The sequence below is a fragment of the Flavobacterium anhuiense genome, from assembly GCF_004151235.1.
In the GTDB taxonomy this organism is placed as follows: Bacteria; Bacteroidota; Bacteroidia; order Flavobacteriales; family Flavobacteriaceae; genus Flavobacterium; species Flavobacterium anhuiense_A.
Genome location: NZ_JUIV01000012.1, coordinates 21,656 through 46,470 on the forward strand (window position 1 = coordinate 21,656; position 24,815 = coordinate 46,470).

General features: G+C 29.4%; 23 protein-coding genes and 1 pseudogene. All 24 read right to left on the minus strand.

Annotated elements, in window-relative coordinates:
- The 24 genes and pseudogenes from NU08_RS14575 to NU08_RS14685 all read right to left on the minus strand — a co-directional run bounded on the left by NU08_RS14575 (position 1) and on the right by NU08_RS14685 (position 24,751).
- Entirely contained in the window at positions 1–1,005 is a 1,005-nt protein-coding gene (locus tag NU08_RS14575) for a glycosyltransferase family 2 protein (protein WP_129747905.1), read from the minus strand.
- Positions 1,002–2,546: a glycosyltransferase family 2 protein gene (locus NU08_RS14580; protein WP_129747906.1), complete on the minus strand. Its 1,545-nt coding sequence runs from the start codon at positions 2,544–2,546 to the stop codon at positions 1,002–1,004. Before NU08_RS14580 ends, NU08_RS14575 begins: the two co-directional genes overlap by 4 nt.
- Positions 2,543–3,706, minus strand: coding sequence for a glycosyltransferase family 4 protein (locus NU08_RS14585; protein ID WP_129747907.1), 1,164 nt, complete (start codon positions 3,704–3,706; stop codon positions 2,543–2,545). The genes NU08_RS14580 and NU08_RS14585 overlap by 4 nt, the downstream gene beginning before the upstream one ends.
- A 2-nt stretch (positions 3,707–3,708) precedes the next feature.
- Positions 3,709–4,590 (minus strand): hypothetical protein, encoded by an 882-nt coding sequence (locus tag NU08_RS14590; protein ID WP_129747908.1) that lies wholly within the window; start codon positions 4,588–4,590, stop codon positions 3,709–3,711.
- On the minus strand, positions 4,590–6,023 hold the full coding sequence (locus tag NU08_RS14595) for an MBOAT family O-acyltransferase (protein ID WP_129747909.1): 1,434 nt from the start codon (positions 6,021–6,023) through the stop codon (positions 4,590–4,592). The genes NU08_RS14590 and NU08_RS14595 overlap by 1 nt, the downstream gene beginning before the upstream one ends.
- A gap of 25 nt (positions 6,024–6,048) precedes the next feature.
- Entirely contained in the window at positions 6,049–7,446 is a 1,398-nt protein-coding gene (locus tag NU08_RS14600; protein WP_129747910.1) for a UDP-glycosyltransferase, read from the minus strand.
- 186 nt (positions 7,447–7,632) lie between these two features.
- Positions 7,633–8,595 carry an NAD(P)-dependent oxidoreductase gene (locus tag NU08_RS14605; RefSeq protein ID WP_129747911.1) on the minus strand — a complete coding sequence of 321 codons (963 nt, stop codon included), beginning with the start codon at positions 8,593–8,595 and terminating at the stop codon, positions 7,633–7,635.
- On the minus strand, positions 8,561–9,259 hold the full coding sequence (locus NU08_RS14610) for a cytidylyltransferase domain-containing protein (RefSeq protein ID WP_129747912.1): 699 nt from the start codon (positions 9,257–9,259) through the stop codon (positions 8,561–8,563). The genes NU08_RS14605 and NU08_RS14610 overlap by 35 nt, the downstream gene beginning before the upstream one ends.
- A 1-nt stretch (position 9,260) precedes the next feature.
- Entirely contained in the window at positions 9,261–10,418 is a 1,158-nt protein-coding gene (neuC, locus tag NU08_RS14615) for a UDP-N-acetylglucosamine 2-epimerase (RefSeq protein WP_129747913.1), read from the minus strand.
- A 73-nt stretch (positions 10,419–10,491) separates the two neighbouring features.
- Positions 10,492–11,523, minus strand: a complete 1,032-nt coding sequence (locus tag NU08_RS14620; RefSeq protein WP_242502563.1) for an N-acetylneuraminate synthase family protein — start codon at positions 11,521–11,523, stop codon at positions 10,492–10,494.
- A gap of 16 nt (positions 11,524–11,539) precedes the next feature.
- Positions 11,540–12,634 (minus strand): glycosyltransferase family 4 protein, encoded by a 1,095-nt coding sequence (locus tag NU08_RS14625; RefSeq protein ID WP_129747915.1) that lies wholly within the window; start codon positions 12,632–12,634, stop codon positions 11,540–11,542.
- A 20-nt stretch (positions 12,635–12,654) separates the two neighbouring features.
- On the minus strand, positions 12,655–13,731 hold the full coding sequence (locus NU08_RS14630) for a glycosyltransferase family 2 protein (RefSeq protein ID WP_129747916.1): 1,077 nt from the start codon (positions 13,729–13,731) through the stop codon (positions 12,655–12,657).
- 3 nt (positions 13,732–13,734) lie between these two features.
- A complete protein-coding gene (locus tag NU08_RS22500; RefSeq protein WP_129747917.1) occupies positions 13,735–13,929 on the minus strand; it encodes a hypothetical protein in 195 nt (64 codons plus the stop codon).
- Between the two features lie 15 nt (positions 13,930–13,944).
- A pseudogene (locus NU08_RS22580) lies at positions 13,945–14,028 on the minus strand (hypothetical protein); the annotation flags it as partial.
- A gap of 32 nt (positions 14,029–14,060) precedes the next feature.
- Positions 14,061–14,606 carry a beta-1,6-N-acetylglucosaminyltransferase gene (locus NU08_RS14640; RefSeq protein ID WP_129747918.1) on the minus strand — a complete coding sequence of 182 codons (546 nt, stop codon included), beginning with the start codon at positions 14,604–14,606 and terminating at the stop codon, positions 14,061–14,063.
- A 498-nt stretch (positions 14,607–15,104) separates the two neighbouring features.
- Entirely contained in the window at positions 15,105–16,112 is a 1,008-nt protein-coding gene (locus tag NU08_RS14645; protein ID WP_129747919.1) for a glycosyltransferase family 2 protein, read from the minus strand.
- A 13-nt stretch (positions 16,113–16,125) separates the two neighbouring features.
- On the minus strand, positions 16,126–17,199 hold the full coding sequence (locus NU08_RS14650) for an acyltransferase family protein (protein ID WP_129747920.1): 1,074 nt from the start codon (positions 17,197–17,199) through the stop codon (positions 16,126–16,128).
- Positions 17,196–18,038: a glycosyltransferase family 2 protein gene (locus tag NU08_RS14655; protein WP_129747921.1), complete on the minus strand. Its 843-nt coding sequence runs from the start codon at positions 18,036–18,038 to the stop codon at positions 17,196–17,198. Before NU08_RS14655 ends, NU08_RS14650 begins: the two co-directional genes overlap by 4 nt.
- Before the next feature lie 9 nt (positions 18,039–18,047).
- On the minus strand, positions 18,048–18,938 hold the full coding sequence (locus tag NU08_RS14660; RefSeq protein WP_129747922.1) for a glycosyltransferase family 2 protein: 891 nt from the start codon (positions 18,936–18,938) through the stop codon (positions 18,048–18,050).
- The gene (locus NU08_RS14665; protein WP_129747923.1) at positions 18,938–19,774 is read right to left on the minus strand and encodes a glycosyltransferase family A protein; all 837 of its coding nucleotides are present in this window, start codon (positions 19,772–19,774) and stop codon (positions 18,938–18,940) included. Before NU08_RS14665 ends, NU08_RS14660 begins: the two co-directional genes overlap by 1 nt.
- 45 nt (positions 19,775–19,819) lie before the next feature.
- On the minus strand, positions 19,820–20,443 hold the full coding sequence (locus NU08_RS14670; protein ID WP_165352459.1) for a class I SAM-dependent methyltransferase: 624 nt from the start codon (positions 20,441–20,443) through the stop codon (positions 19,820–19,822).
- A gap of 108 nt (positions 20,444–20,551) precedes the next feature.
- Entirely contained in the window at positions 20,552–21,811 is a 1,260-nt protein-coding gene (locus NU08_RS14675) for an ABC transporter ATP-binding protein (RefSeq protein ID WP_129747925.1), read from the minus strand.
- Positions 21,811–22,674, minus strand: coding sequence for an ABC transporter permease (locus NU08_RS14680; RefSeq protein WP_129747926.1), 864 nt, complete (start codon positions 22,672–22,674; stop codon positions 21,811–21,813). The genes NU08_RS14675 and NU08_RS14680 overlap by 1 nt, the downstream gene beginning before the upstream one ends.
- 133 nt (positions 22,675–22,807) lie before the next feature.
- Positions 22,808–24,751, minus strand: a complete 1,944-nt coding sequence (locus tag NU08_RS14685; protein WP_410501068.1) for a polysaccharide biosynthesis protein — start codon at positions 24,749–24,751, stop codon at positions 22,808–22,810.
- Positions 24,752–24,815 lie beyond the last annotated feature (64 nt).

The following is a 24,815-nucleotide window of genomic DNA, read 5'->3' on the forward strand; positions in this document are numbered from 1 at the left end:
TTATTTTTTTTCTTTAGGGGGATTAATTATAATTGAAAACCAACCAAATATTCTTCCTAATGTTTCTGTAATAGCTTCTTTCTTTTTCTTTGTGCTAACAATATTACTAGCTCTAATTATAATTAATATCCAAGCTATCAAATTCCATTCTATTCTAGACTTAAATCTTGGCCTTGGAAAAGCAACTCGCCAAACATACCATCCATTTCTCAGAACCATTTTACCATATTCAAATTTATTTGGTCGTCCAGCCTCATCATGATAATGGTAGAGTTTTGCGCTTGTATTAACATATATATTTCCTAATTTAGAAACTCTGAATGTGAAATCAGTATCTTCATAAAGTCCATAACCTTCGAAATATTCTGAAAATTTAATTTTATCTAAAATTTCCTTTCTAAAAGACGAAACACCTCCAGAAAAAGATTCCGTTGGATAGATTTTGTTAGTTGGAGGAAAAAAACTCAGAGCTTTACCATTACCTGACTCAGGCATAAATCCTGGAGGACAATCATCTAACAATCCTATTTTTTTTCGCAATACATACCTTTGAGAATACTTTCGTTTCCAACCATCATAATAAAAATAATTATAATGAAGAGGTTCATTTTCTAAATTTAAGCTCCACGAGGCATTATTGTTTATGATGTATCCTGCAGCTCCCAGTGCAGAAGGAAAAAGACTGTAGGTGTTTAATAAATTTTCAAAATAATTAGTTTCTAAAACAATATCATCATCTAAAAAACAAACAATTTCAGAATCAGTTGCAACCTTAGAAATACCGAAATTGCGTTGTCTTGTTAATCCCCGATCTTTCTCCGAAACTAAAAAGTATTTTAAATTCTTAAAATTATTTTTCTCTAGAGCTATTTTAGTTTCGTCATTTAATGATCCATCAATGATTAAAATTTCATCTGGATATTTACTTTGAATGTTTACTGAGTTCAATAGTGTAACTAATGGTTCAGGACGCATATATGTACAAATAATCAGCGAAAATTTCATTGTTTAGAATTTAATTTACTAGCCCAATATTGGCTTTTTAACCATTGTTTTTTATAATTAGAATAGTATCGCAATGGGTTTTTAATTTTTTGAACTTTATAATATTTAAAGAATAAAACAGTTCGATACCCCTCAATCTGTTCTTGCGTAAAGTTTAAAATCTTATTTAGCATTACTGTCGGAGAAGGTTTTGGTTTAATCTTTTCATCGGCCCAAGCCAAAATATGTTTTGTTCTAAAACCGCCGATTGGCGCCTTTAGATGAAGAATTTCTGGTGTTGGAGAATAGAGAATATCATGGCCTAAATTTCTTAATTGCATTCCAAAATCACTATCCTCCCCATAACCAAATTCAAAACTCATATTATAAGTAAGCGTTTTTATATTCTCAGCTTTTACCATGCTACAGCCTGAACCAAAACCACCCCATTGAAATTTCTGTTTTATTTTTTTATCTAAAGGGTAATCAGGCTGATAGCATCCTAAAGTAATTTGTTCTACTCCTTCTTTTTTAATTACCTGAAATGTTTTTTCCAAAAAGTCTGACTGTATTCGAATATCATCATCTGCCATAAATACCCATTCGCTTTTCACTTCTTTCAGGGCCAAATTTCTTGCATTACATGCTCCGGTTTGATGCGTAAAAATATGTTTAATTTGAAATGGCCAATCTTCATTTAAAATATAATCAAGTTCTGTGACGCTTTCTTGAATAGGATTTTGCTCTACAATAACAATATTCACTGGCAGAAATGTTTGCAAGGAAAGATCTTTTAGAATATTATATAAATATTTTTTTCGCCCAATTGTTGGAATAATTACGTCTATAGTTCCTTTTTCAATTACTTTATTATTAGATTCGGCTTTAATTTCATTGAATGTATCTATTTTCAGACCTCTTTTCTTGTAAAAAAAAGACATTAAAAAGGGGAAAACAGCCAATGTTCTTTTATATAGAAACAGATCTAAAAACAGTAAAAATATCCAACGCGTTTTATAATGTTGTTTTACAAATCTAAAAAGAAGGCTTTTATTTTCTTTATGCTTTGGAAAAATTTGCGAACAGTCTTTTAATAATTTAGGATCAGAATAGCACAATAGTCCTTTTGACATTCCTAATTTTGCTATTGAGTTTAAAAAATAGTCAAAATCTGCATCTATCTTTATCTGATTCTTTAAGAGTAATAAAACAGAAGCATGAATTCCTCCTACATTGCTGCTCATAATCCAAGTGGGGTAACTTACTTCTTTATTTATTTTTAAAAAAGGTGACGAATCAACATATCCAATATTATTAGAAATAAAATTATTTGGAGATAAATTATAGGAAGCCATTATTTTTTCTTGATGAAAAATTTCATCAATTTTCTCAACATTCAGATGCGATTCTAACGAGATATGACTCCAAATAATTAAATCTTGGGGAAATTGCTGTGCAATTTCAATTAGATTTTTACCAATACTTTTATTTTCAGAGAAAACATTTTTTGTTTGTGCTCCAACTTTAACTATTTTATTATTTTGATGATAAACAATGATCACGTTGTCTTTTTATTGGAGTTTATAATATTTTGATAAAAACTAATGTTTTCAATAGCAAGCTTATTTATATTAAATTTTTCTTCAGCTCGTTCTCTAGCTTTTTTTCCTAATTGTAAGACCAAAGAATCATTTTCAAATAATTGCATAATTCTTTCAGCATACAAATCGTGATTTGAAGGATAGACAAGATAACCACTTTGTTCGTCTGTTATAAGTTCTTGAGACCAACCAATATTACTGTTTACAATTGCTTTATGCATGGCCATAGCTTCTATTGTAACCATCCCTAAAGTCTCTGCATAAGTTGGAAACACACATACATGTGCCTTTTTTATATGCTCCTGAATCTCATTATATGGAATTTTTCCTAGATATTCTACATTATTTAAATTATTCTTTGCAAACAAATTTTTCATTAATTCCCAAGTTGATTTAGAGTTGGTTTTTATATCGAAAGAATCACTCCCTATTAGAAGAAGTTTTGTTTCTGGAAAAACATTACTCACTTTCCCGAAAATTTCTGGCAGTTCTAAAACACCTTTTTTTCTAATTATGGTACCAATGTAAAGGATTGTATGCTTTTCAAATTTTTCTGGTTCCTTATTTCCAAATTCATTGATATCTAAACCATTATGAATGGTCTGAATTTCTTTTCCTTTTATCTTAAAAAGCTTTTTTGAAACTTCTCCAGCAAAAGTTGTTGGTGCTATAAATGCCTGAGCTTTATTTATTGCCAATTTTTCAAACCAGAAATTTTTAAGTTTTTGTTTTCTATTCTCTAAGTGACAGAAATAGGTGTCACTTCCATGAAAACGAATTACTAAAGGAATTTCAAAATGCATAAAAGCCGTAATTCCAGTCCAATCTGCAGCTTCAATTACTTGAATTTTTTCTTGTTTTATGATCTTATTGCAGTATTTCTCAACGTACTTACGATATAAATACCATCCCAAAAATTTATATTTTAGTTTTTTAATAAGATAAATTTTAATTCCGTTGTCATCTATAATTTCTTGTACAGGCTGATTATAAATAAAAATAGTAATGGCATTTCCAGAATTATGCAATGAAGTTGCCAGATTTCTAATGCTTGTTCCTATTCCTGCTGATTGTGCAATCTTAGGATGAGAATATTCTGAGGTTAGAAATGCTATATGCATAATTATTTATTAAAAAAATCTTTTAAAATTTTTGCTGTAAACAATCTTGCTCCTTCATCTGTCATGTGTCCGCATGAAGAAAAATATTTATTCTCAATAACAGTATTTTCGTAATTATGAATCTCTGGATATATTTTTTTTACTTTCTCAAAATAATTCATACCCACAACATTCTCGCACATTGGAGTCATTACAGCTATAAAATTAATGTTATTCTTTTTACATATATCTTTAATCTCTTCGTAGTATTTATTATGTGGCAACGGATTTAAATTGACAATATTATTTTTCATATTGCCATTTTTATGCTTTTCTAATGGGTGATACCCTAAATTTTCTAAGGAATTTGTTTTCTTGTGTATTGCTGTGAAAAAAGTTTCTCTCCAACCAATTTTACTGTCATATTTTATATATCTATAAAATGGTATGTAGTATAATTCATTGAAATTGCTTTCATTTCTATAACGTTCTTTGATTATTTCAGAATTATGAATGTAAGGTAAAAATAAAGCAGCAATCCCTTCAGCTTGATGATCGCTGGAAAGATTCAAATCTGCTTCTAGAATCACATTTTTGATTTCATATTTTCTTTCCATCATCAATTTCAACATTAATGAAGCTTCAAACAGATGCCCACCGCTCATTCCGTAGTTAAATGTTTTTAACCCTTTATCTTCAAACATTTGCGATACAAAATGATTGTTAGCTCTTGATGAACCTAAAATTACTACATCATATTTTTTTGCTGTAGAATTAAAAACGGTTTCAATTTTGCCACGGTTTCTTGACTGCATAAAAACATAAGTATACAAACCATCTAGAATAACTGCTATCAAGACTGTTAAAAGGAAAACACCTAAGATGTATAATAAAAACTTCTTCATTAAAATTGGAAATAAATAAATTCTTTGTAATCTGAATAAGTTCCGAAAGCGATAATAGCTATAATAGCTAAAGCCATTTTCAGCATGCTACCCTTTCCAGAAATTGGCTCGACCTTGGTTTTATTATTCCACTCTACTAAAACAAACAGACCAATCATCAATAATAATTCATAGTTATATCGTTCGTTATCCAAATACTGAGCACCAAACTCTACATTAGTAAATATATTTTTTAGATATAAAATGGCATCCGTGATTGTTTTTGCTCTGAAAAATACCCAAGCTACACAAGTCAATAGAAAAGTAGTTAAAATACTAAAAAGTACTTTTATAGAATCAAAGTTCCATTTTAAAACTATGGAATCCATATTGTTTCTATTACTATTAGACAATAATAAAGGAAGAAAATAAAGAGCATTTATAAAGCCCCATACAATGTACGTCCAATTTGCACCATGCCAAAAACCACTGACTATAAAAATGATAAAAGTATTTCTTATTTTCATCCAAATGCCACCTTTGCTTCCTCCTAGCGGAATGTACAAATAATCTCGAAACCAAGAAGAAAGCGATATATGCCAACGACGCCAAAACTCTGCAATGTCTCTTGAAAAGTACGGATAATTAAAGTTTCTTAATAACTCTAAACCAAATAATTTAGAAACGCCAAGTGCGATGTCTGAATATCCTGAGAAATCTCCATAAATCTGAAACGCAAAATAAATTGCTCCTAAAATTAATGAAAAAGAATTCATTGCTGGATAATGATCAAAAATGGCGTTTGCATAAACCGCGCAAGTATCTGCAATTACCACTTTTTTCACTAATCCCCAAACAATTTGACAAACTCCTTCTTTGGCTTTTTCAAAATCAAATTCACGTTTTTCTTTTAATTCAGGAAGCAAGTGCGTTGCTCTTTCAATTGGTCCAGCCACCAAAAGAGGAAAGTAGCTCACAAATAAAGAATAATCAATAAAATTGTATTCGGCTTTTATTCTTTTATAGTAGATATCAATTACATAAGATAATCCATGGAAGGTATAAAATGAAATTCCGACAGGAAGAATTACATCCAATAAAAATGGACTTACCTTAAAACCAAAAGAAGTAAACATTTCTGCAAATGAAGTTGCAAAGAAGTTATAGTATTTAAAAATTCCTAAAAACCCTAAATTCACTAAAACACTAAGCCAAAACCAAAATTTTCGTCCTTTTTCTGAGTTACTTTTCTCGATTTGAATTCCTGTGAAATAATCTAAAAATGTAGAAAAAACCAGCAGAAATAGAAATCGCCAATCCCAACAGGAATAGAAATAATAACTAGCAACAATTAACAAAGCATTTTGGGTGCTTTTCGTTTTATTGAAGACAAACCAATACAAGAAAAAAACGATTGGTAAAAATATGGCAAAAGCCAAAGAGTTAAAAAACATAGCTTAAAATAATATTATAATAAAATTAGTCCGCAATTAATTCTATTGCTTCCCATATTCTTTCTGAGGCTTTTTTAGGAGAGTTCTGGTTTATAATTTCAAACCATTGTTGAGCGTGTTTAATTGTTTCATTGTTGCCTTCTAATCCTAACCTAATTTTATCTGCAATTTCATCAGCCGAATTTAACCAAATAACTGCTTTTTTACTTGGCATCGAACGAAAATGCATATAGTTATAAATTTTTGAGACCGACCATTTTTCATTAACCCTATTCGATACATCGTAATTTATGTAAGCGCATGGCTTTTTAAAACACACATAATCAAACACCATTGATGAACCTAGGTTAACCACCATCTCTGTATTAAAAATTGTGCTTGCATGCAATTTAACATCTTCTTTGGTTGGCAAGACAGTATTCCATTGTTCTCCTATTTTTTTCCAAGTAGGATTAATTGGAACTATTAGATCTTTATTTCTTGCCAAAACCTCATCAAATCTGTTTGAAAAATCTACAGGGCAACGTCTGAATATTAATCCAAGTGATTTATCGCCTTGTTCATTTATTTTTCTTACGGCGTCAGCAACATCTGATAAATATTGCGGGTCATCTGGACAAGTTGTTATATCATCTCCTGAATAGCAGATATATTTTTTGTTTAAATCTAAATTGTAATCGTTGAAGAATTGGGCTTTATCAATAAGATTTTTTTCGTCAAAATGACTCTCAAATTGAGGAGTTCCTACAACAAAAATCTGTTTTTCCTTTATATCTGGATAGTATTTAAGGAGTTCTGATTTCATGTGTTCACTCCACACAAAATAGTAATCAGTTTCAACAACCATTGTTGCTTTAGGCAAATTATCCCAAGAAAAGATAAATGTTCCTGTTGGGATTTTTAGTTCTTTTGCGGCTAATAATGGTGCAATAGCCAATACTGGTCTTTGATTTGTACAGAAAACAAAGTTTGGTCGTTCTCTTTCGAGTGTCTGCAAACATTGTTTATAGAAATCGGTTTTCTTTTCTATACTTTTTATTTTTGATTTAACTTTTATTAATCCTTTGTCTGAGTTATACAATGAAATCAAAAATCTTGCAAAATAACTTTTAAGAGCAATCCTTGCATTTTTATATGAAAAAGGGAATCGATAAGTATCATAAACTTTATCGTTCTCTCTTCTTATATTGAGATTTAACTCTATGTGTTTCCTAGCGTTTTTATAACTATCTGTAAAAGGACTAGATTTAGCATTATTTATTTTAATTTCCTTAAAACCTAAATTAGGTAAATCAAATGGAGTGTTATTCCAGTATGTTATGTCAAATTTCTTTTCTAATCCTATTTTATAAAAATTAGAAAAAGCAAAATTTCGGAGTCCAACTCCATCTGGAAGAAGAATAAAAATCTTTTTAGTAGGCATTAATTGTGTCTAAAGTGTTTTTGGGTAAATGAGCGGCCAAATATCCGATTTTTGCTCACAACTAAAAAATAATTCTGCATTATTTCCTTTTTCTAAAATAATCGTTTACTTTTTTGATTTATAAGATTTTAAAAAAGAAAAAAAGTTTGATATTTCTTACTCGCAATACTTAAGATTTTTAAAGAATTAAAATAAAATACCTCTCTTCGAAATCAGTTTTTTTGCTACAAAATCTTCTGTCATTTCCATCGACTCTTTAGTTGCTCCAGCAATATGGGGTGTAATTATTACATTGTAGTTTTGCCTAGCTAAATCAACTAAAGTATTCAATTCTATCGTTTCTTCATTTAATTCGTTTTCCAAAACATCTGTTGCAATACCACTAAAATTACCATTCACAGTTAATCTAGCAACTTCATTTTCATCCCAAACACCTCCTCTAGAAGTATTAATTAGTACCGTTCCTTTTTTTACAAACGATAATAATTCTTTATCAATAAATTTTTCGTTTTCTACAGAATATGGAATATGTATCGTAATGATGTCTGCCCAATTGAACAACTCTCCAGGACTATTAAATCTCAAAAAATTACTCTCTACATTTTTAACATCAAAAAAACCAATCTCCATTCCAAAGGCCTTTGCAAAATCAGCTACTTGGCTACCAACTCTTCCTAATCCTAAAATGCCAATTTTTTTTTCTTTTAGATTTGTGTTAATAAACAAATTTCTATTCCATCCTCCTTTTTTAACATGATCAAAGGAAGTTGGAACTTTTTTTAATAGAGCGAGCAATAATGCCCAAGTATGTTCTGCGGTTGACGGTATGCTTTTTAAAAAATCCACTTCATCTTTAAGAGAAATGACTTCACCTCCTAGACTTTTAAAGTAATCAACATCAATATGATCCAATCCAGTTGTTGCAGTCAATATAAATTTTAAGTTACTTGCTTTGTTTAGAATTTCTTTATCAATTACAAATCCCAGTCTTATAAAAATTGCATCAACACTAGAAATCTCTAATTGTAATTCCTCTCTATCCTTTATTTTTATAGACTTTACATCAAAAGCTTGGCTTAACATCGTTAATGCTTTTTGACTAAAATTATCTGGTTCAGTAATTAATAATTTCTTTTTTCCAGTCTTCATATAAAAGTGTTGCTAATTTAAAATCTCTCACTGTATCAATATTGACCAACCAATCCGGATTCATGACATAAGCTTTCTTTTTCTCAACCATAAAAGTTTTTTGCATTATAAAAGCTTTAGTTCTTACTGCATAAAAACATCCATTTCTATAGTAGACAGGAGTTAGATCTTGCCTTCTCATACTTTCTCCGCTATCAATTAATGGACTCAATTCGTCATTCTCCATTAGATTATACATTCTTGCTGGATGTGTATCATTCATTGGCACGACACTAATTACACCATCAATTTCTGTCTTATCAATTAACAAATTAACAATATTATCTAAATCGAAATACGTTCTTAGTGGTGAAGTTGGCTGTAATAAAACGATCAAATCAAAATCTTCATTGTACTCTTTAATTATGTGTTCTACTGTATCCACAACATTGCTATTGTCTTGAGCTAAATGAGAAGGTCTTTTTAATACTTCAATATCATATTTTCTACCAATAGTGGCAATTTTCTCATCATCTGTGGACAGCACAATTTTAGAAACACTAGTAGATTGAAGAGCACATTCTATTGCGTGAGCCACTAATGGTTTATCTCCCAATTCTTTAATATTCTTTTCCGGCACACCTTTTGAGCCTCCGCGAGCCGGAATCACTGCTAGTACTTTCATATTAGTACATTATTGTTTTGTGAAATTGTAAAGGAACTTCGGCTAATAATTCTGCTATTTTGATTCCTGCTTTTCCATCACCATAAATAGAAGACGAAACAATTTTATCATTCTTAACAATTACTGTAATTGCTTCTTCTATTTCTTTTTGCGAGTAATCAACATCTACGCTATTTCCTCCTCGGTCTCTCCTATTCTGGCGAGAACCAATATTTACAACAGGAACCCCTAAATATGCACATTCACGAATTCCTACACTAGAATTCCCTATAAGGCAATCACTATGCTTTAATAATTGCAAAAAATCTTTCCCTTCCATATTCTTAAAAAAATGAACGTTAGGTAAATTATGCTGTTCTCGAAAAGCTCGAATCCCTGTTGACGTTCCATCTGCGCCAGCATCCACATTAGGCCAAAACCACAATGTAGGCTTATTTAATTTATATATTGCTTCAAGCGTAGCCTCTATATGCTTTCTTGAATCTTTATATTCGGTTGTTACCGGATGTTGCATCACAACCAAATACCCATTAGATAAATTCGGTTTTGCTCCTACGCCTCCATATTTTTCGTAAGGGTCGAATGGAAGTGTTTTACTGTTTCTAATTTCTAAAGCTAAGTCGATAGAAGGACATCCTGTATTAAAAACCATTTTAGAATCTTCTCCAAGCTTTATAACTCTTTCTTTAGCACTTTCAGAAGCAACAAAATGGTAATCTGCTAATTTTGTAATTGCATGACGCACTTTTTCATCAATGTTTCCAGTTACTTCTCCACCTTGAATATGTGCAAGAGGGATATTCATATAGGAAGCTGCAATCGCTGTTGCCATGGTTTCAAATCGATCAGCAACCGTTATAACAATATCTGGTTTCAAATTATCAAAAACAGTTGATAATTCTAAAATGCCAATTCCTGTAGTCTTTGCTGCTGCAGTAAGATTTTCTCCTTCTAGTACATTAAAAACCTTAGCTGTGATAACAAAACCATCTTTTTCAATATAATTTACTGCAGATCCATAACGATCCAATAATGCCGAGGCAGCAACTACCAATTGCAACTCTAAATCTGAATGTTCTTGAATTGCAGATAACACTGTTTTTATACGACTATAAGAAGGACGTGCTGTAACTACAACAGCTATTTTTCTTTTTAGCATTTTGAAATTATTATATTTTTAAATCAGTTGGAGTAAGAAAAATTAAGAAGCGTAAGCCAATTAAAAATGTTTTTTAGGAAAGATCATTTTCTGTTAAAAAGTCCCATTTTTTTAAATCTTTATTTAAGGCCTTCCCAATTACTTCTTGAAATCGTAAAGCATCTATTCCAAAACCTTTTGGCTTTTTAGATTCTAAATCCTCAAAAGTCAAAATATGATCTTTTGGTAAATCTTTATTTATTGCCAATGACTTTTCAAAAATTTGTTTTAGAGAAGAAAAATCTTCATTTTTATTTTTATCTATAGGATTAGATAATGCTGTTTTTATATTTCTAACCGCTTCTACAAGTTCTTTTGTTTCTAAAATAGTCAATGAGGATTTCGAATCTGGCCCAAACATTTGCCTATCAAATACCACATGAAATTCTAAAATATCTGCACCTAAAGCTGTTGCAGCAATACAAGTTTCAATTTTTGCAGAATGATCAGAAAAACCCACAGGAACATTGTACCGATTCTTTAATTCCGGAATAACATTTAAACCATATTGCTCTGGCTGAGTTGGATATGCGGTTGTACATTGTAAAATAGAAAATTCAACATTTCTTTCTTTTAGAAATTCAACTGTTTTGTCTAATTCTTTGTATGAACTCATTCCTGAAGACAGAATAATTGGTTTTCCTGTTCGTGCAATCTTTTCTAAAATTAAAAAATTGTTGACCTCTCCAGATCCTATTTTATATTGTTCTACTCCTAGTTCTTCTAGCCAATCAACCGCCAGATTACTAAAGGGAGAGCAAATAAATCTTAAACCTACCTCATCACAATGTTTTTTTATGCCTTTCCATTGTTCTAAAGAAAACCCCATTCGCTTCCAGTAATCAAATCTTGTTTCATCTTCTAAAGAAAATTTCACACGAAATGGTTCATATTCGCTACTTTCTGCTTCGGCAATATGCATTTGAAATTTAACAGCATCTACACCTGTTTGAGCAAGAGCATCAATATAGGAATGCAAAATTCCAAGACTGCCTTCATGGGCTTGCCCAACTTCGGCAATAATGAATAGCGAATTTGATTCAATTTTTTTATCAGTTGTTTTCAAAAGAGGCTTCATAACCTTAAATTAGATTTTTCTTTGCATTGTTAATTATTATATTCATTCCATCGTTCCAGTTTTCCATCGAATATAAAGTTTCTGGAATATTGGTATAATTTACTTCATCACCTCCTAAAAATGAATTTATAGCATCACACCATTCTTCTATAAAGTTTGGATTCTCTATAAGTTTCCCATATTTTCCATATTGTAAGACTTCTGGAACTCCTCCATTTTCAGAAGCAATACAATAACAGCCACAATGCAAAGCTTCTATTAAACTTAATCCGAAACCTTCGTGCCACAATGTAGGAAACAAGTAACAATCTGCAATTTGATAGTATTTTGGCAAGTCATTATTGGGTATTCTTCCTAAAAATGATACCCCATCTATTTTTAGATCTCGATTTGCACCAATTACCAAAAGAATTGCGTCATTCTCTTTTTTATCTATTCTTTTCCATACATCAAGAATAAAATCCAATCCCTTTTTAGGACGATCCTGAGAACACCATATAAATACTTTCTTATGTGTAATTTCTAATTCTTTCTTTAAGTTTTCTTTTTCTTCGATACTTACTTTATGAAACTTCAAAGTATTAATTCCATTATGTAATACAGAAAATTTTGTTGGTAGGATTGTATAATATGCTTTATGTGCTTTGTACGAATCTTTTGTCAATACAACCATTTCGTCTATACCTTCAAAAAACCATCGCCCTGAAAAATTTTCATAATATGGAGAGAATCCATGATAAAAGAACTGCAAATAGCATTTGTCTCGTTTCTTTTTTACTTTTAAAAAATCTATTAAAGGTTCTACAATTCCGAAATTATCAATTATTTGGATTATAAATTGATCCTCTTTAATCAGAATTTTTTCTAGCACTTTAAAATATTCTAAGTACTTATTTTTTGAAAATTTGTTTTGAAACTTTTGTAGATTGTAATTAGCAACTATCCCATATTCTATTTCTGCATATCGACTTTCCGGCTCTTCACAAACAATAAAATCAATAGAATGATTTTTAGTCAGATAATTATGATATAAGGTTGTCCAGCTCCCAATATGAGAGTAAGGCAAAGGAATTTGAGAAATCAGAATTACTTTTGGCATGTTGCGCAATTTAAATCTTTTTATTTTTTTATTTTAAATTTAATGCTATTTAAATCATTACTGACTTCATAAAAGTAAGGATGAGTGTGATAGAAAGAAATAATATGTAGTAAGAGTAAGTCATTAATTTCTTTTAAAGAGTAATATTTAGGAACGTTTTTTCCCAAAAATTTCTTTAGTCGATACTTTAATGAATTTTGAAAAGGATCTTTTACAAAATGAATATTTAAAACTCCATTTTTAAAATCCGGCAATTCACAAAATAGAAAATGCGTTACAACATCCTTTTTATTAAGCATTAATATCTTTTGTTCATGCTTTTTTAAATCTTCAAAATCATTTTCTAAAACAGTTATTCCCCAATTTAGCTTGTTAATCCTTACTTCTTTGCTTCGAGTATTTGCAAGCAATTTTTGTTGATTTATCTTAAGAATATCCGTCAATTGCAAATCTCTTGTAAGTCCTTTTTTTTCTGATTTTCTGTAACTCGTATGCCATTGATGAAGCATTAAAATTTCTTCCGAATAAAAAATACTCTCTGTATCGTTTCTCTCTAATCGATTGTGTACATCAATATCTTCGGCTCCCCAAAAATGTAAAAACTCATCATAACCTGTAATTTCTTTCAAGCTTTTAAGATAAAATAATGATAATCCTTGGGCTCCAATTTCTGTACTAAAATCAATTAAATAATTCTCAAATTTCTTATTTTCTTTAGATTCTTTTTCATTAAGAAAACCAACTTTAAAATAATAGGCTTTAACTGGATTTTTTAACTCATGAAGTTTAGAAACAAAATTTGGACTAAAGATCATATCCACATCAGCTGTAAAGATATATTCTGTAGTAACATTTTTTAGGCCAATATTAATGGCTTTAGCTCTTGACCAAGGCTGAAAACCCGAATAATTGTAGATATATTTTGCGAACTTATAATTGGAAACTAAATCTTTAACAATAGATGCAGAGGTTAAATCTGAACCATAATCAACCAAAAGAACTTCAAAATCAGAATTTGTTTGTTCTTTCAACGAATCAAAAGAACGTCTTACTCGTTCAGATTCTCTATTTCTATATGGATAAATTATTGTAATCATAAATTAAACCCTCAAATTATTGTCGATATATTGCAAAATACCTGAACTTTCATTTTTAAATTTTCTTGCAAAAAACGCACAATTATCCCCATATTCGTTGCTAACAATATCATTTTCAAAAATTGCAAGATGCTTCTCTGAAATAAAGGCCGGTCCTGGAGTAACTGTCCAATCAACATAGGTTAAGTTTCCTTTCAAATTTTTAATATTTGAATTTCCTATAATTGTTGGTATTAGAATCTCTTCGCTACAAAATGAATTTTTAAAAAATCTTTCGTATTTGGGATTAGCTTCTAAAAAATCAAGAACATAATGAACTGTCGAATGTGTTAGAACCCACCAAGTGGGGCCAAAAAAATTCTATTAAACGGATACTTTTTTTTGGGAAAATACAAACTTATTTTCTTCTCCAAGCGCAATAAAACTTTTATCCATATTGGTTTATTAGGTTTTCTTCGATAAAATAGATCAAAATAAAAATTGGTTATCCACTCTTTTTTAAATTCTACAGGAAATCCTTCTTTTATACTTATAAATTCTCCTCCTCCATTCAATAATGAATACAAATAATTATTCTTTTTTATCGGGTAATCACTTCCGCTAATTAAAGCGTAATAGTCAAAGTTTTCTTTAATTGCTTCTGCCATTAAATTGAGAATTGCTTTTTGATGTGACCAACCTGCCCACCAGACTTTATGTCTTTTGATAAATTTGATATTTTTGAATTCATCTAAATTTGTTGGCATTAAAGAATTTTTATCAATATGGATAAAAAAGCAAACATTAGAGTCATTTAAAGCGATTATCATTTTTTTTAAATGTGCATAATCATGATAAGCTGTTATGAGATAAGCTATTTTAATTTTGTTTTGCATTTTGACTCTAAATCAAACAATTACGAACTTGGTTCTTTAAAAGTCCTTTCAATATTATGAAGTACTTCACTATTTTTTTATTTAAAATTATCTGGATAAATTATTTTTACTTTTTCGTTACCATTATATTTTAAATCCTAAGACAAACCAATTTAAAAAACCTAGATTATATCTCATTAAGATTTCACAAATTTTATTTTTTCTATAATATAAAACTGGTCTTCCCCATTTACCATGAAATTTAAGAAAATCCGATAATTTTTTTCAGTTCCTAAAACGCATTTATAATCTTCATTGAAAAGGTATTTAGGATACTTTATAATATTTTAGAGAATCTTGATTATTTCCAAAGATTTTTTGCTGTTTTTTTCTAAATAATCTACATTTGAAGTATAAACTTTGACATGTTTTATATTTCAACTTTTTAAAGTCATTGCATAATCATTATCAGCATAAAAAAGTCAAACTTTTCATCTAGTGCTCCTACTTTATTTCAATTTATTTTTTCTTCAACAAAATCAGCAACCTTATATAAATAATAAATATATCGGGATTCAAATTATACAACAATCTTTTAATTTGAGACGCTTTAAAATAAGTACCTTGGGTAGGAATCTTAAGAATATTCTTTTTTATTATTTTAACAATATTTTTTGTGTATTTTTCTTCGTTTTGTCTAAGACAAAGTTCAAAAAATTGCAAAGCATACTCGGCATAAACTCTTTTTTTATAGCTTAGAAAGTCATTGTTTGTTTCGTTTCTTTTTATTTGGGAAACATAAAGGAACAATCTTATTTTTGAAAGACATTTTTCATAAAGAGATTTACCATCTTTTAGTGACGTCTTACTTTCCTCGTTAGCTCTTCTATAGAAATATAATGGTAGATTTATATTCAAAAAATTAAAACTAAAACTTGTGTATAATTTTAAATTAAAAAATTCATCTTCAAAAAAATTGTCTTCTTCAAATCTTAAATCTTTATCTAGTAAAAAACTTCTGTTATAAATACTTAAACAAACACTTGAGGGCATACCGTCTGGAGTTTTTTTTGTATTTCCAACAAATGAATTAATTATTTGCGGAAAACCGACTTTTAAGTTTTTTAATTGATCGTCTTTAAAATCAATTTTAATAAAATTTATTACTGGAATACAATTATATGTTTCTACTAATTTTTGTAAATCAGTGAGTGAGTTTTTTTCTATTAAATCATCACCATCTACAAACCATAGATATTCACCTTTAGCGATTTTCAAACCTGAATTTCTGGCTCCTGCTGTACCCGAATTTGTTTTATGGATAACTTTAATACAACTATTATTTAGAGAGTAATTATCGCAAATTTTTCCAGAACTGTCTGTCGAACCATCATTTACAAGTATAATCTCAAAATCTTGAAATGATTGATTTAAAATACTATTTAAGCAATCTTCAATATATCTTTCTGCATTATAAACTGGTATAATGATACTAAAGAAAAGGGAATTACAATTATCTTCTTTCATTTCTTTTTTAATATCAAAACAAAATCATTCTAAAATTCAAAATTCTTTTAACAAAAACTTTAGGATGAGAATTTTTAAAACGTAACATTCGATTTTCAATCAAATGCCATGATAAATATCCAAATAATACTGATAGAGGAATTGATATGACCATAAGTTCGATTGCATTTAATTTAAAAAAATGCATCAACGATTGCTGTATAGGAAATCCATAAATATAAATCCCATAAGAGATATCTCCGATTCTATTCCCAATATCTTTAAGATGTTTTGTTGCTTGAAGTCCTACTGTAATTATTAAGATTGGCCATAGCAAAAATCTAAAAATAATAGAATCTTGAATCAATAATTCAGTTAGTAAAACTAAAAATAAAGAAACTATAATTACTATTTTAATATACTTAAATTCATCAATTTTCAACAATGCCAAAAAAGAGCCTCCAAGAAAAAATAATCCCAATTCAATTAAATATGAACTTTGTAATTGATAAAAATGAAATTCATAACCTTTTTTAGACAAAAAGAAAAATACGGCAAAGGACAAATACAAAAGCCCAAACAATAAGTGCAAAGTTTTTACATTGTTTCTAAAAAAGAAGAGTATTGATATAATAACGTACATACTAAACTCATAACAAAGTGTCCAAAGCGATCCATTGATAGCATTGCCATAAATATTATTTTCAAATATCCCAGAAATCCCGTATTGAAGCCTAAAGAGTGACAAATTCTTACCTATATAAGTGTAAATAGATTTGTTCATTAAATAAGCACCAATGCCTTCGTAAACAAATACCCCTAGAATTACAGTCAAAACCAAAACAACAAATAAAGCTGGAAACAATCGTAAAAAACGTTTCCAAATGTAATCTATCCAATCTTTGCTTCTTAAGAGACTTTGAAAAATAAGGTAACCGCTAATTATAAAAAAACCTTTTACTCCAATGTAGGATAACATTAATTTTCCATTTGTCAGATCACACAACCAATCACATGACTGGCTTCCTGATAATGGATATGAGTGTGATATTATTACAAACACGGCAAAAATTAAACGCAAAAAATCAAAATTATTTTGTCTTCTCATTTTTTGCGTTTATATTTTCCAAAAATATTAAATCTAAAAAACATGCTACAAAATAAATCAATAACAAACTTTTCACTTTGAACTTTATTTTGAAATTCGGATCTTACACTTTTAACAACTGAGTTTAGATATACAAAAGATCCTAACTGTGCTACATAAAAATCTGCATGTTTAATACTCATATACTCCAAAAGTCTTTCACGATTGTTTTCTGTTAGATTAGTCTGTCTTGAATTATTTTTAATCCTATAATAAAACCCTACCTCATTAATTCTAAAAACCTCACCTCCATTTTTTAATAAAGCAATCCAAAACTCCCAATCTTCTAACCCTGAATTCATTTTCTCATCATATCCACCAACAAATTCCCAATCTGCTTTTAAATAAATTGCCGAACAGAAAATTAAATTATTAACAGATAAGTTTTTTAAGGAAAAATCCGGCAAATTCCATTTTTCATTTTCATCACCAAATTTAATAGCATTACAATACACTAATTTTAAATCTGAGTTTTCTAAAAACTGTTCAACGCCCTTTTCTAGGTATTTTTCTTGTATTTTATCATCAGCATCTAATGGTAATATTAATTCACCTTTAGATTCCCTAATACCAAAATTTCTTGCACTGCTTACTCCTTTATTTGTTTGATATAAATATTTGAATCTTTTATCTTTTAGAGTCCATTTCTTTACGAAATCTTCAGTATCGTCTAGACTTCCATCATTAACAATTATACATTCCCAATTCTCATAAGTTTGATCTAATACAGATTGTAAAGCCTCATCCAAATATTGTGATTGATTATAACAGGGAACGATAATAGAAACTAAATATCTCATTTATAAATCTTATAAATTAATGTACACCCTTCTTAAAAACTTGAGAAAATTAAACAAACTCGTTTTTCTTAAATGTAATTTGGAAATTTTAAAAAATAAAAAAGCATTTTTCTGTTTAAAAAAAACGCTCTCCATTTTTTCAATAATTTTTAGCCTTTGCTTTTTTGTGAAATGAGAAATATAATTATCTAAAATAGTACTGTAAAACAATTTAGTTGCTTCATTCTTTAATATTCTGTTATTTGTTTTACCAGAAATACTTAGGTTACTTACTCGAACTTTTATTGAGGCAAAATTGATTGTATAAATAAAGTTGAAGTTAGAAACCAATAAAAAAGCTAAATCATCTGAATGCCATCCCAAAGGAAAATTATAAAATCCTTTTTCTTTTAGAATTTCTTTTTTAAAAAAATATTCACTTAAGGAACTTCTAGTTTGATTTTTCATTTTTTTTAATAAAAAATCAGTAGATTTTTCCATTACTGGATGACAATATATTTCAGATTTTATATCATCATTTTCATCTATTATCTGAGTTGCAAATCTCACAACATTGACATTTTCTTTTTCAATAACCTGCAAGTTTTTATAAAACTCTTCTACGACATGATTATCTAAAACATCATCATCTCCTAAAATCATAACCCATTTTTCATTTTCAGACAATTCAATGCAACGCTCCCATTGTTGGGGCAGCGAAGTTCCTCCTAAATTAGTATCAAAACGATTATAAACGAAATCAAACTTAGAACTATAACTTTCTAATAATTTAGCTGGATTTTCTGGGCTAGAATCATCACCAATATAAACCTTAAAACGCTTATCTTTTTGATTTACAATCGATTCCAATGTTTTCTCAAAAAATTTACGATTATAATATGGAATAACTATTGCAAGCATTAATTGTTTTTTTTATATCGTCCGAATATAGAAAATCTAAAAAAAGTAGTCAAGAATAAATCAATCACAAATTTTTTACTTTTTAACTTATTAAAATAATCCCGTTCCTTTTTTTCTAAGAGCAACCAAAGATCCACATAATGTTTTTTATAATGATTACTATACTTTTTAAAAATATAATCATTATTAGAGTAATGCATTTCAGAAGTAAAAGATCTAATCATTGATGTTTTTGAAACAAAATATTTAAATGTAATCTTATTCAAATGATAAAAACTCACATCTATAGCTCCTAAAGCTAACCAAAACTCCCAATCTTCATTTCCTTGAAAAGGCATATTCACATCATACCCTCCAACTTTTTGCCAAAGCTCTTTTCTATAAATCGCGCAGGCATCAATAAAATTATCAACAAGCATTTTTTTAAAATTATACTGTGGAACTTTCCAAAGTCCATTTCTTTCACCAAAATATTCAGCATCTCCATAAACAACCCCAACATCCTGTTTTTTTTCAAAGACAGCAATTGCATCTTTAGCAAAATCTTTTATTAATAGATTGTCAGAATCCAAAGGCAAAATAAATTTTCCTTTCGACTTATCAATTCCAAAATTTCTAGCTTTACCTAAACCTTCATTTTGCTTAAAGAAATACTTAAATCTACTATCCTTGCTTACCCATTTTAATGCAATCTCTTCTGTTCTGTCGGTTGAACCATCATTAACAATAATAACTTCCCAATCTTGAAAATCTTGTCTTACAACAGATTCTAAAGTAGCACCTAGAGTAGCTTCGGCATTATATGATGGGACAATGATTGATAAAATTTGATTCATTTATAATATTATTAGATTCCTTTTGTGACTAAAAAAAATCGCAGCTTATTTTACCACAAAGCCATATAAACCTGAGTACATTTTACCATGAGAGAATTTAAAATCTTTCTTATCTTTTCTCACTAAAAACTTAACAAAAAAATGTAAAAATGGTTTTATTAATTTTTGCTTCTTTTTAGAAAGGCCAAAATCACTCCATAATGAGATTGATATTGCCAAATGATAATGAAAGCCTCCTAATGGTTTTATTTCCCATGTAGAAAATTTTGTTTTTTTAAAATGTTCTTCTAATGCAAAAGGTGTAAATCTATGATAATCGTATGGCACTTCATGAAGTGGCCAAACGTTAGGTACAGTAAAAAAGAATGTGCCTCCAGGTTTTAAAACTCTTTTTATCTCTTTTAAAATATGACTTGTATCAAAATAATGCTCCAAAAACTCAGTAGCGATTACAAAATTTACCGATTCATTCTCCAAAGGAATTGTATTTCCATCCCAATAATAATCTGGTTTAACTACGTGGTGATACTCTGTTGGCTCAAGGTCTACACCTATATATTCTTCAATTAAGTCGTTTTTGAGAAAATCTTTATAAGGCATAAGACCACAAGCAAGATCTAGAATTTTACCGTGTAATTTTGGCTTTAGCTCTGTAACAGCTTCTAACAATGATTTTCTAATTAAATAAAACGAGATTAATATTTTGTCCTGTTTTATATTAATGAAACTGTCATTTATAGTTTTTTCAATATTACTGTCCATCTTTACATTTAACAATTATAATATTTCCCAATTACCCTTATCCAAATACTGACAAACATTTTTTTGCCAGCCCCATTCTGGTTCTTTCATTCCGATCATTTCTACCTCAAATAAACAACATTTAAATTCTTGAAATTTTGTTTTTGTTTTTGTTTCTGCCAAATGAACTACAATACTATAGTTTCCTTTATAAAGTGCTAAATTAGGATAAGTAAACTCCAAATAATTAGCTCCTTTTTGTCTACCAATTCTAGTATTTATATCAAAAATATAATCATATAAAATTGGAACTTGCAAATGATTTATTATCTGAAACGAGAATGCTAGATTTTCATAATTCTCGTATGGCATATTTATTTCAAACTTAATTTTAAGAGCCTTACCATTTGCGTGAAGAATACCTCCTTCTGATGTTACAACTTCAACTTTTGTGACAGAGGGCACATTTAACAAAGGCTCTTGAATAAAGATTGAGCTGCTGGTTTCCATAGAGGAATATATTGAAATTGCCTTATTTGTTTCTTCATTTGCAATTATTTTCCCATTAGCTAAAATAAGGGTTCGTGAAGCTAATGTGCTAATTGCACTTAAATCGTGGCTTACAAATAAAATTGTTCTTCCCTCTTGATTGGAAATATCTTTCATCTTACCTATTGCCTTTTTCTGAAATTCCGCATCACCTACAGCTAATACCTCATCAATAACTAAAATTTCTGGCTCAAGAAAGGCAGCAACTGCAAACGCCAAACGAACTGTCATTCCAGAACTATATCTTTTTACTGGAGTATCAATGTAACGCTCACATCCTGAAAATTCAATAATTTCATCTAGTTTCGATGTAATTTCTTTTTTTGTCATACCAAGAATAGCACCGTTCAAAAAAATATTTTCGCGACCAGTCATTTCTCCATTAAAACCAGTGCCAACTTCAAGCAACGAAGCTATACGCCCTTTACATTTAATACTTCCAATTGTAGGAGCCGTAACTTTTGATAAAATTTTTAATAATGTCGATTTTCCAGCACCATTTTTTCCGATAATACCTAAAACTTCTCCTCTTTCAACTTCAAAATTAATATCCTGTAAAGCCCAAACATAATCAGAGGTTCCTTTTGTTGAACGATCATTTGTTTCTCCAATTTTCAAATATGGATTTTCTTTCCCCCGTATTTTATACCACCATCTATTTAAATCATGTTTCAAAGTTCCAGTTCCAACTTCTCCCAAACGATATTGCTTCGAAATATTTTCGGCTTTTAAAATAATATCTTTCATTATACTGTATCTATAAAGCTTTTCTCTGTTCTATTAAAAACCAATAACCCAACAAAGAAAACAGTTAATGTAATTATTGCTGTATATAGCAACCCTAAAATTGATATACTCCCGATATTTAAAAGCATATAGCGAGAAGTTTCTATTACGTAAGCTAAAGGATTGTACTCCACAATCCAACCAAATTTTGGAAGTTTCTCTTTTATTAATTCCATCGGATACATTACTGCAGATATGTACATTAGCAATTGCACGCCAAATCCAATCAAATTATTTAAATCCCTATATTTTGTAACCATTGAAGAGATCATCATTCCCAAACCTAATCCTAAAATTCCCATAAATGAAATTAAAATTGGGAAAAATAATATTGATATATTAAGGCTTAAGTCAGCTCCTCGAAAATAAAACAAAATGTAAAAGAAAATAAATATTCCAAATTGAATTCCAAATTTGATTAAGTTTGAGATAACTATTGATAAAGGTGTTATAATTCTTGGGAAATATACTTTTCCAAATATACTGGCATTAGATTTAAATGTATCAGAAGTTCCATTCAAACAGGCAGTAAAATAATTCCAAACCATGATTCCTCCCAAATTAAATAAGAATGGCGGAATAGAACCTGTCTTAATCCCAGCAACATTATTAAATATAATTGTAAAGGTTATAGAAGTAAACAAAGGCTGAATAAGATACCATAGCGGCCCTAAAACCGTTTGCTTATAAACCGTAATTATATCTCTTTTGACAAAAAGCATTAATAAATCTCGATACTGCCAAATTTCTTTAAAATTGAGCGAGAAAAATTTATTCTTGGGCGTTATCTCAAACAACCAGTCATTTGTATTTTTAGAATCCATTTAAAAGGGGCATAAAAATCTTAATTTAAAAATTTTAACAAGATTTTTAACATTTTAAAATTTGTTTAAAAATATCAAAAGGCGTTTAAAAAAAACACCTCTTGACTATATTTGAATTTATTTTCGTTTGATCTTATTTATCTAGAACTTCAAAGGTTGAATTCATACTTTTGAATTCTGGAACTATCTTTTTCATCTTTGCAACAATATCATCATTTTCGTAAAAATCAGCAATTCCTATTAATTCATCAACGTCATTATGGAGAGTTTCATATTCGTCTTGAATTTCTTGTGCAATCATAATCTTATTATGATATGTTGGAAGAGTTTTAGAGGTATCATTTAATAATTCTTCGTAAAGTTTTTCTCCGGGTCTTAAACCAACAATTTTAATTTTAATTTCTTTGTCAGGAATGAAACCGGCTAATTTGATCATTTTTCTAGCTAAATCAATAATTCTAACTGGTTTTCCCATGTCAAAAATATAAATTTCACCACCATTACCCATAGCTCCAGCTTCCAATACAAGCTGGCAAGCTTCAGGAATTGTCATAAAATAACGTATAATATCCTGATGTGTAATTGTTACTGGCCCACCTTCTGAAATTTGTTTCGTAAATAATGGAACAACAGATCCATTTGAACCTAAAACATTTCCGAAACGAGTAGTAATAAATTTTGTACCCCCTTCAACATTTTCTGTTTGATTTTTTAAGAATAAAGACTGTACATATTTTTCTGCAATACGTTTACTAGCCCCCATTACATTACTTGGGTTAACAGCTTTATCTGTAGAAACCATTACAAATTTCTTAACCTTGTATTTACAAGATAAATCGGCAAGGTTTTTAGTCCCTTTAATATTAGTTTGAATTGCCTGAGAAGGATTTTCCTCCATCAAAGGCACATGCTTATAAGCCGCTGCATGAAAAACAACATGTGGATTGTAATTTTTAAAAACTTTTTCCAAAGCTTTCTTGCTCCTTACATCCGCAATTACTGCTACAATCTTTGTACTGAAATTCATTGCCTGAGTTTCTAGACACAAATTGTGTAATGGCGTCTCTGCATGGTCCAAAATTATTACATTTCTTGGATTGAAATTCAAAACCTGCCTTACAATTTCACTTCCAATTGATCCCGCCGCTCCAGTAATTAAAATCGTTTTGTCCTTTAATTGTTTAGAAATTGATTTACTATCTAGAACTATCGGTTTTCTCTCAAGTAAATCTTCAATTTGAATATTTTTTACTTTTTGGGAGATTTCTTTTTGATTTTCCCAATCTGATATAAGTGGAACAGTATATACTCTATAATTAAATTCTAAACATTGATCAACAATAATAAGCTGTTCGTCTTTTGTTAAGCTTTTATCTGCAATAATTACACCTTCAGCAGCAACCGAACGCATTAAAGCGGGAAGTTTTTTTCTTAAAATTAATATTGGCAGATCTAACATGCGTTTAGATGCATTCTGATTATTCTTATCAACAAAGCCAACAATTTTAAATCGAGACGGTGTTTCGAATTTTAAAGCATTTGCGACAGAAATCGCATTTGCATCTGTACCATAAATTACAGTTCTTATTAACTTGCTGGTAGCTTTTTCTGAAAAATACATTTCAAAAGTTTGTTTTACCACCACACGATATAAGAATAGTCCGCAGAATGACAAAACTAAGTTGATAAAAAGTGCAGTATTCAAAAAGGCTTTATGTCCCGTGTATAATTCAAATACTAAATTTATAAATAAGAAAAATACGAGCACAGACATCTGTGAAAACAACAATTTTATTGCATCTATATAGGAAGAGTGTCTAATAATCCCTGAATAAGTTCTGAAAAGCCAGAAAAAGAACACATTCACAATAATTAATCCTGCAACAAAGTAAAAATTATGCGATGTTATGAGATATCCTATTGCTGTCCCTTCAAAAAGCAAATAGGTAAGACAAAAAGAAAAAACCAAAACCATTACATCTATTCCAACAATAATCCATCTAGGCAGGTAGCTAAGATTATTTATGTTAGCCCGAAGATTTCTTGGTGAAAAAGTATTATACAACAATGAGGTTATGCTATTTGGTTTATCTGTATTCAATTGAACTTTTTTTAATGCCTGTATTCTGACTTTTATACAA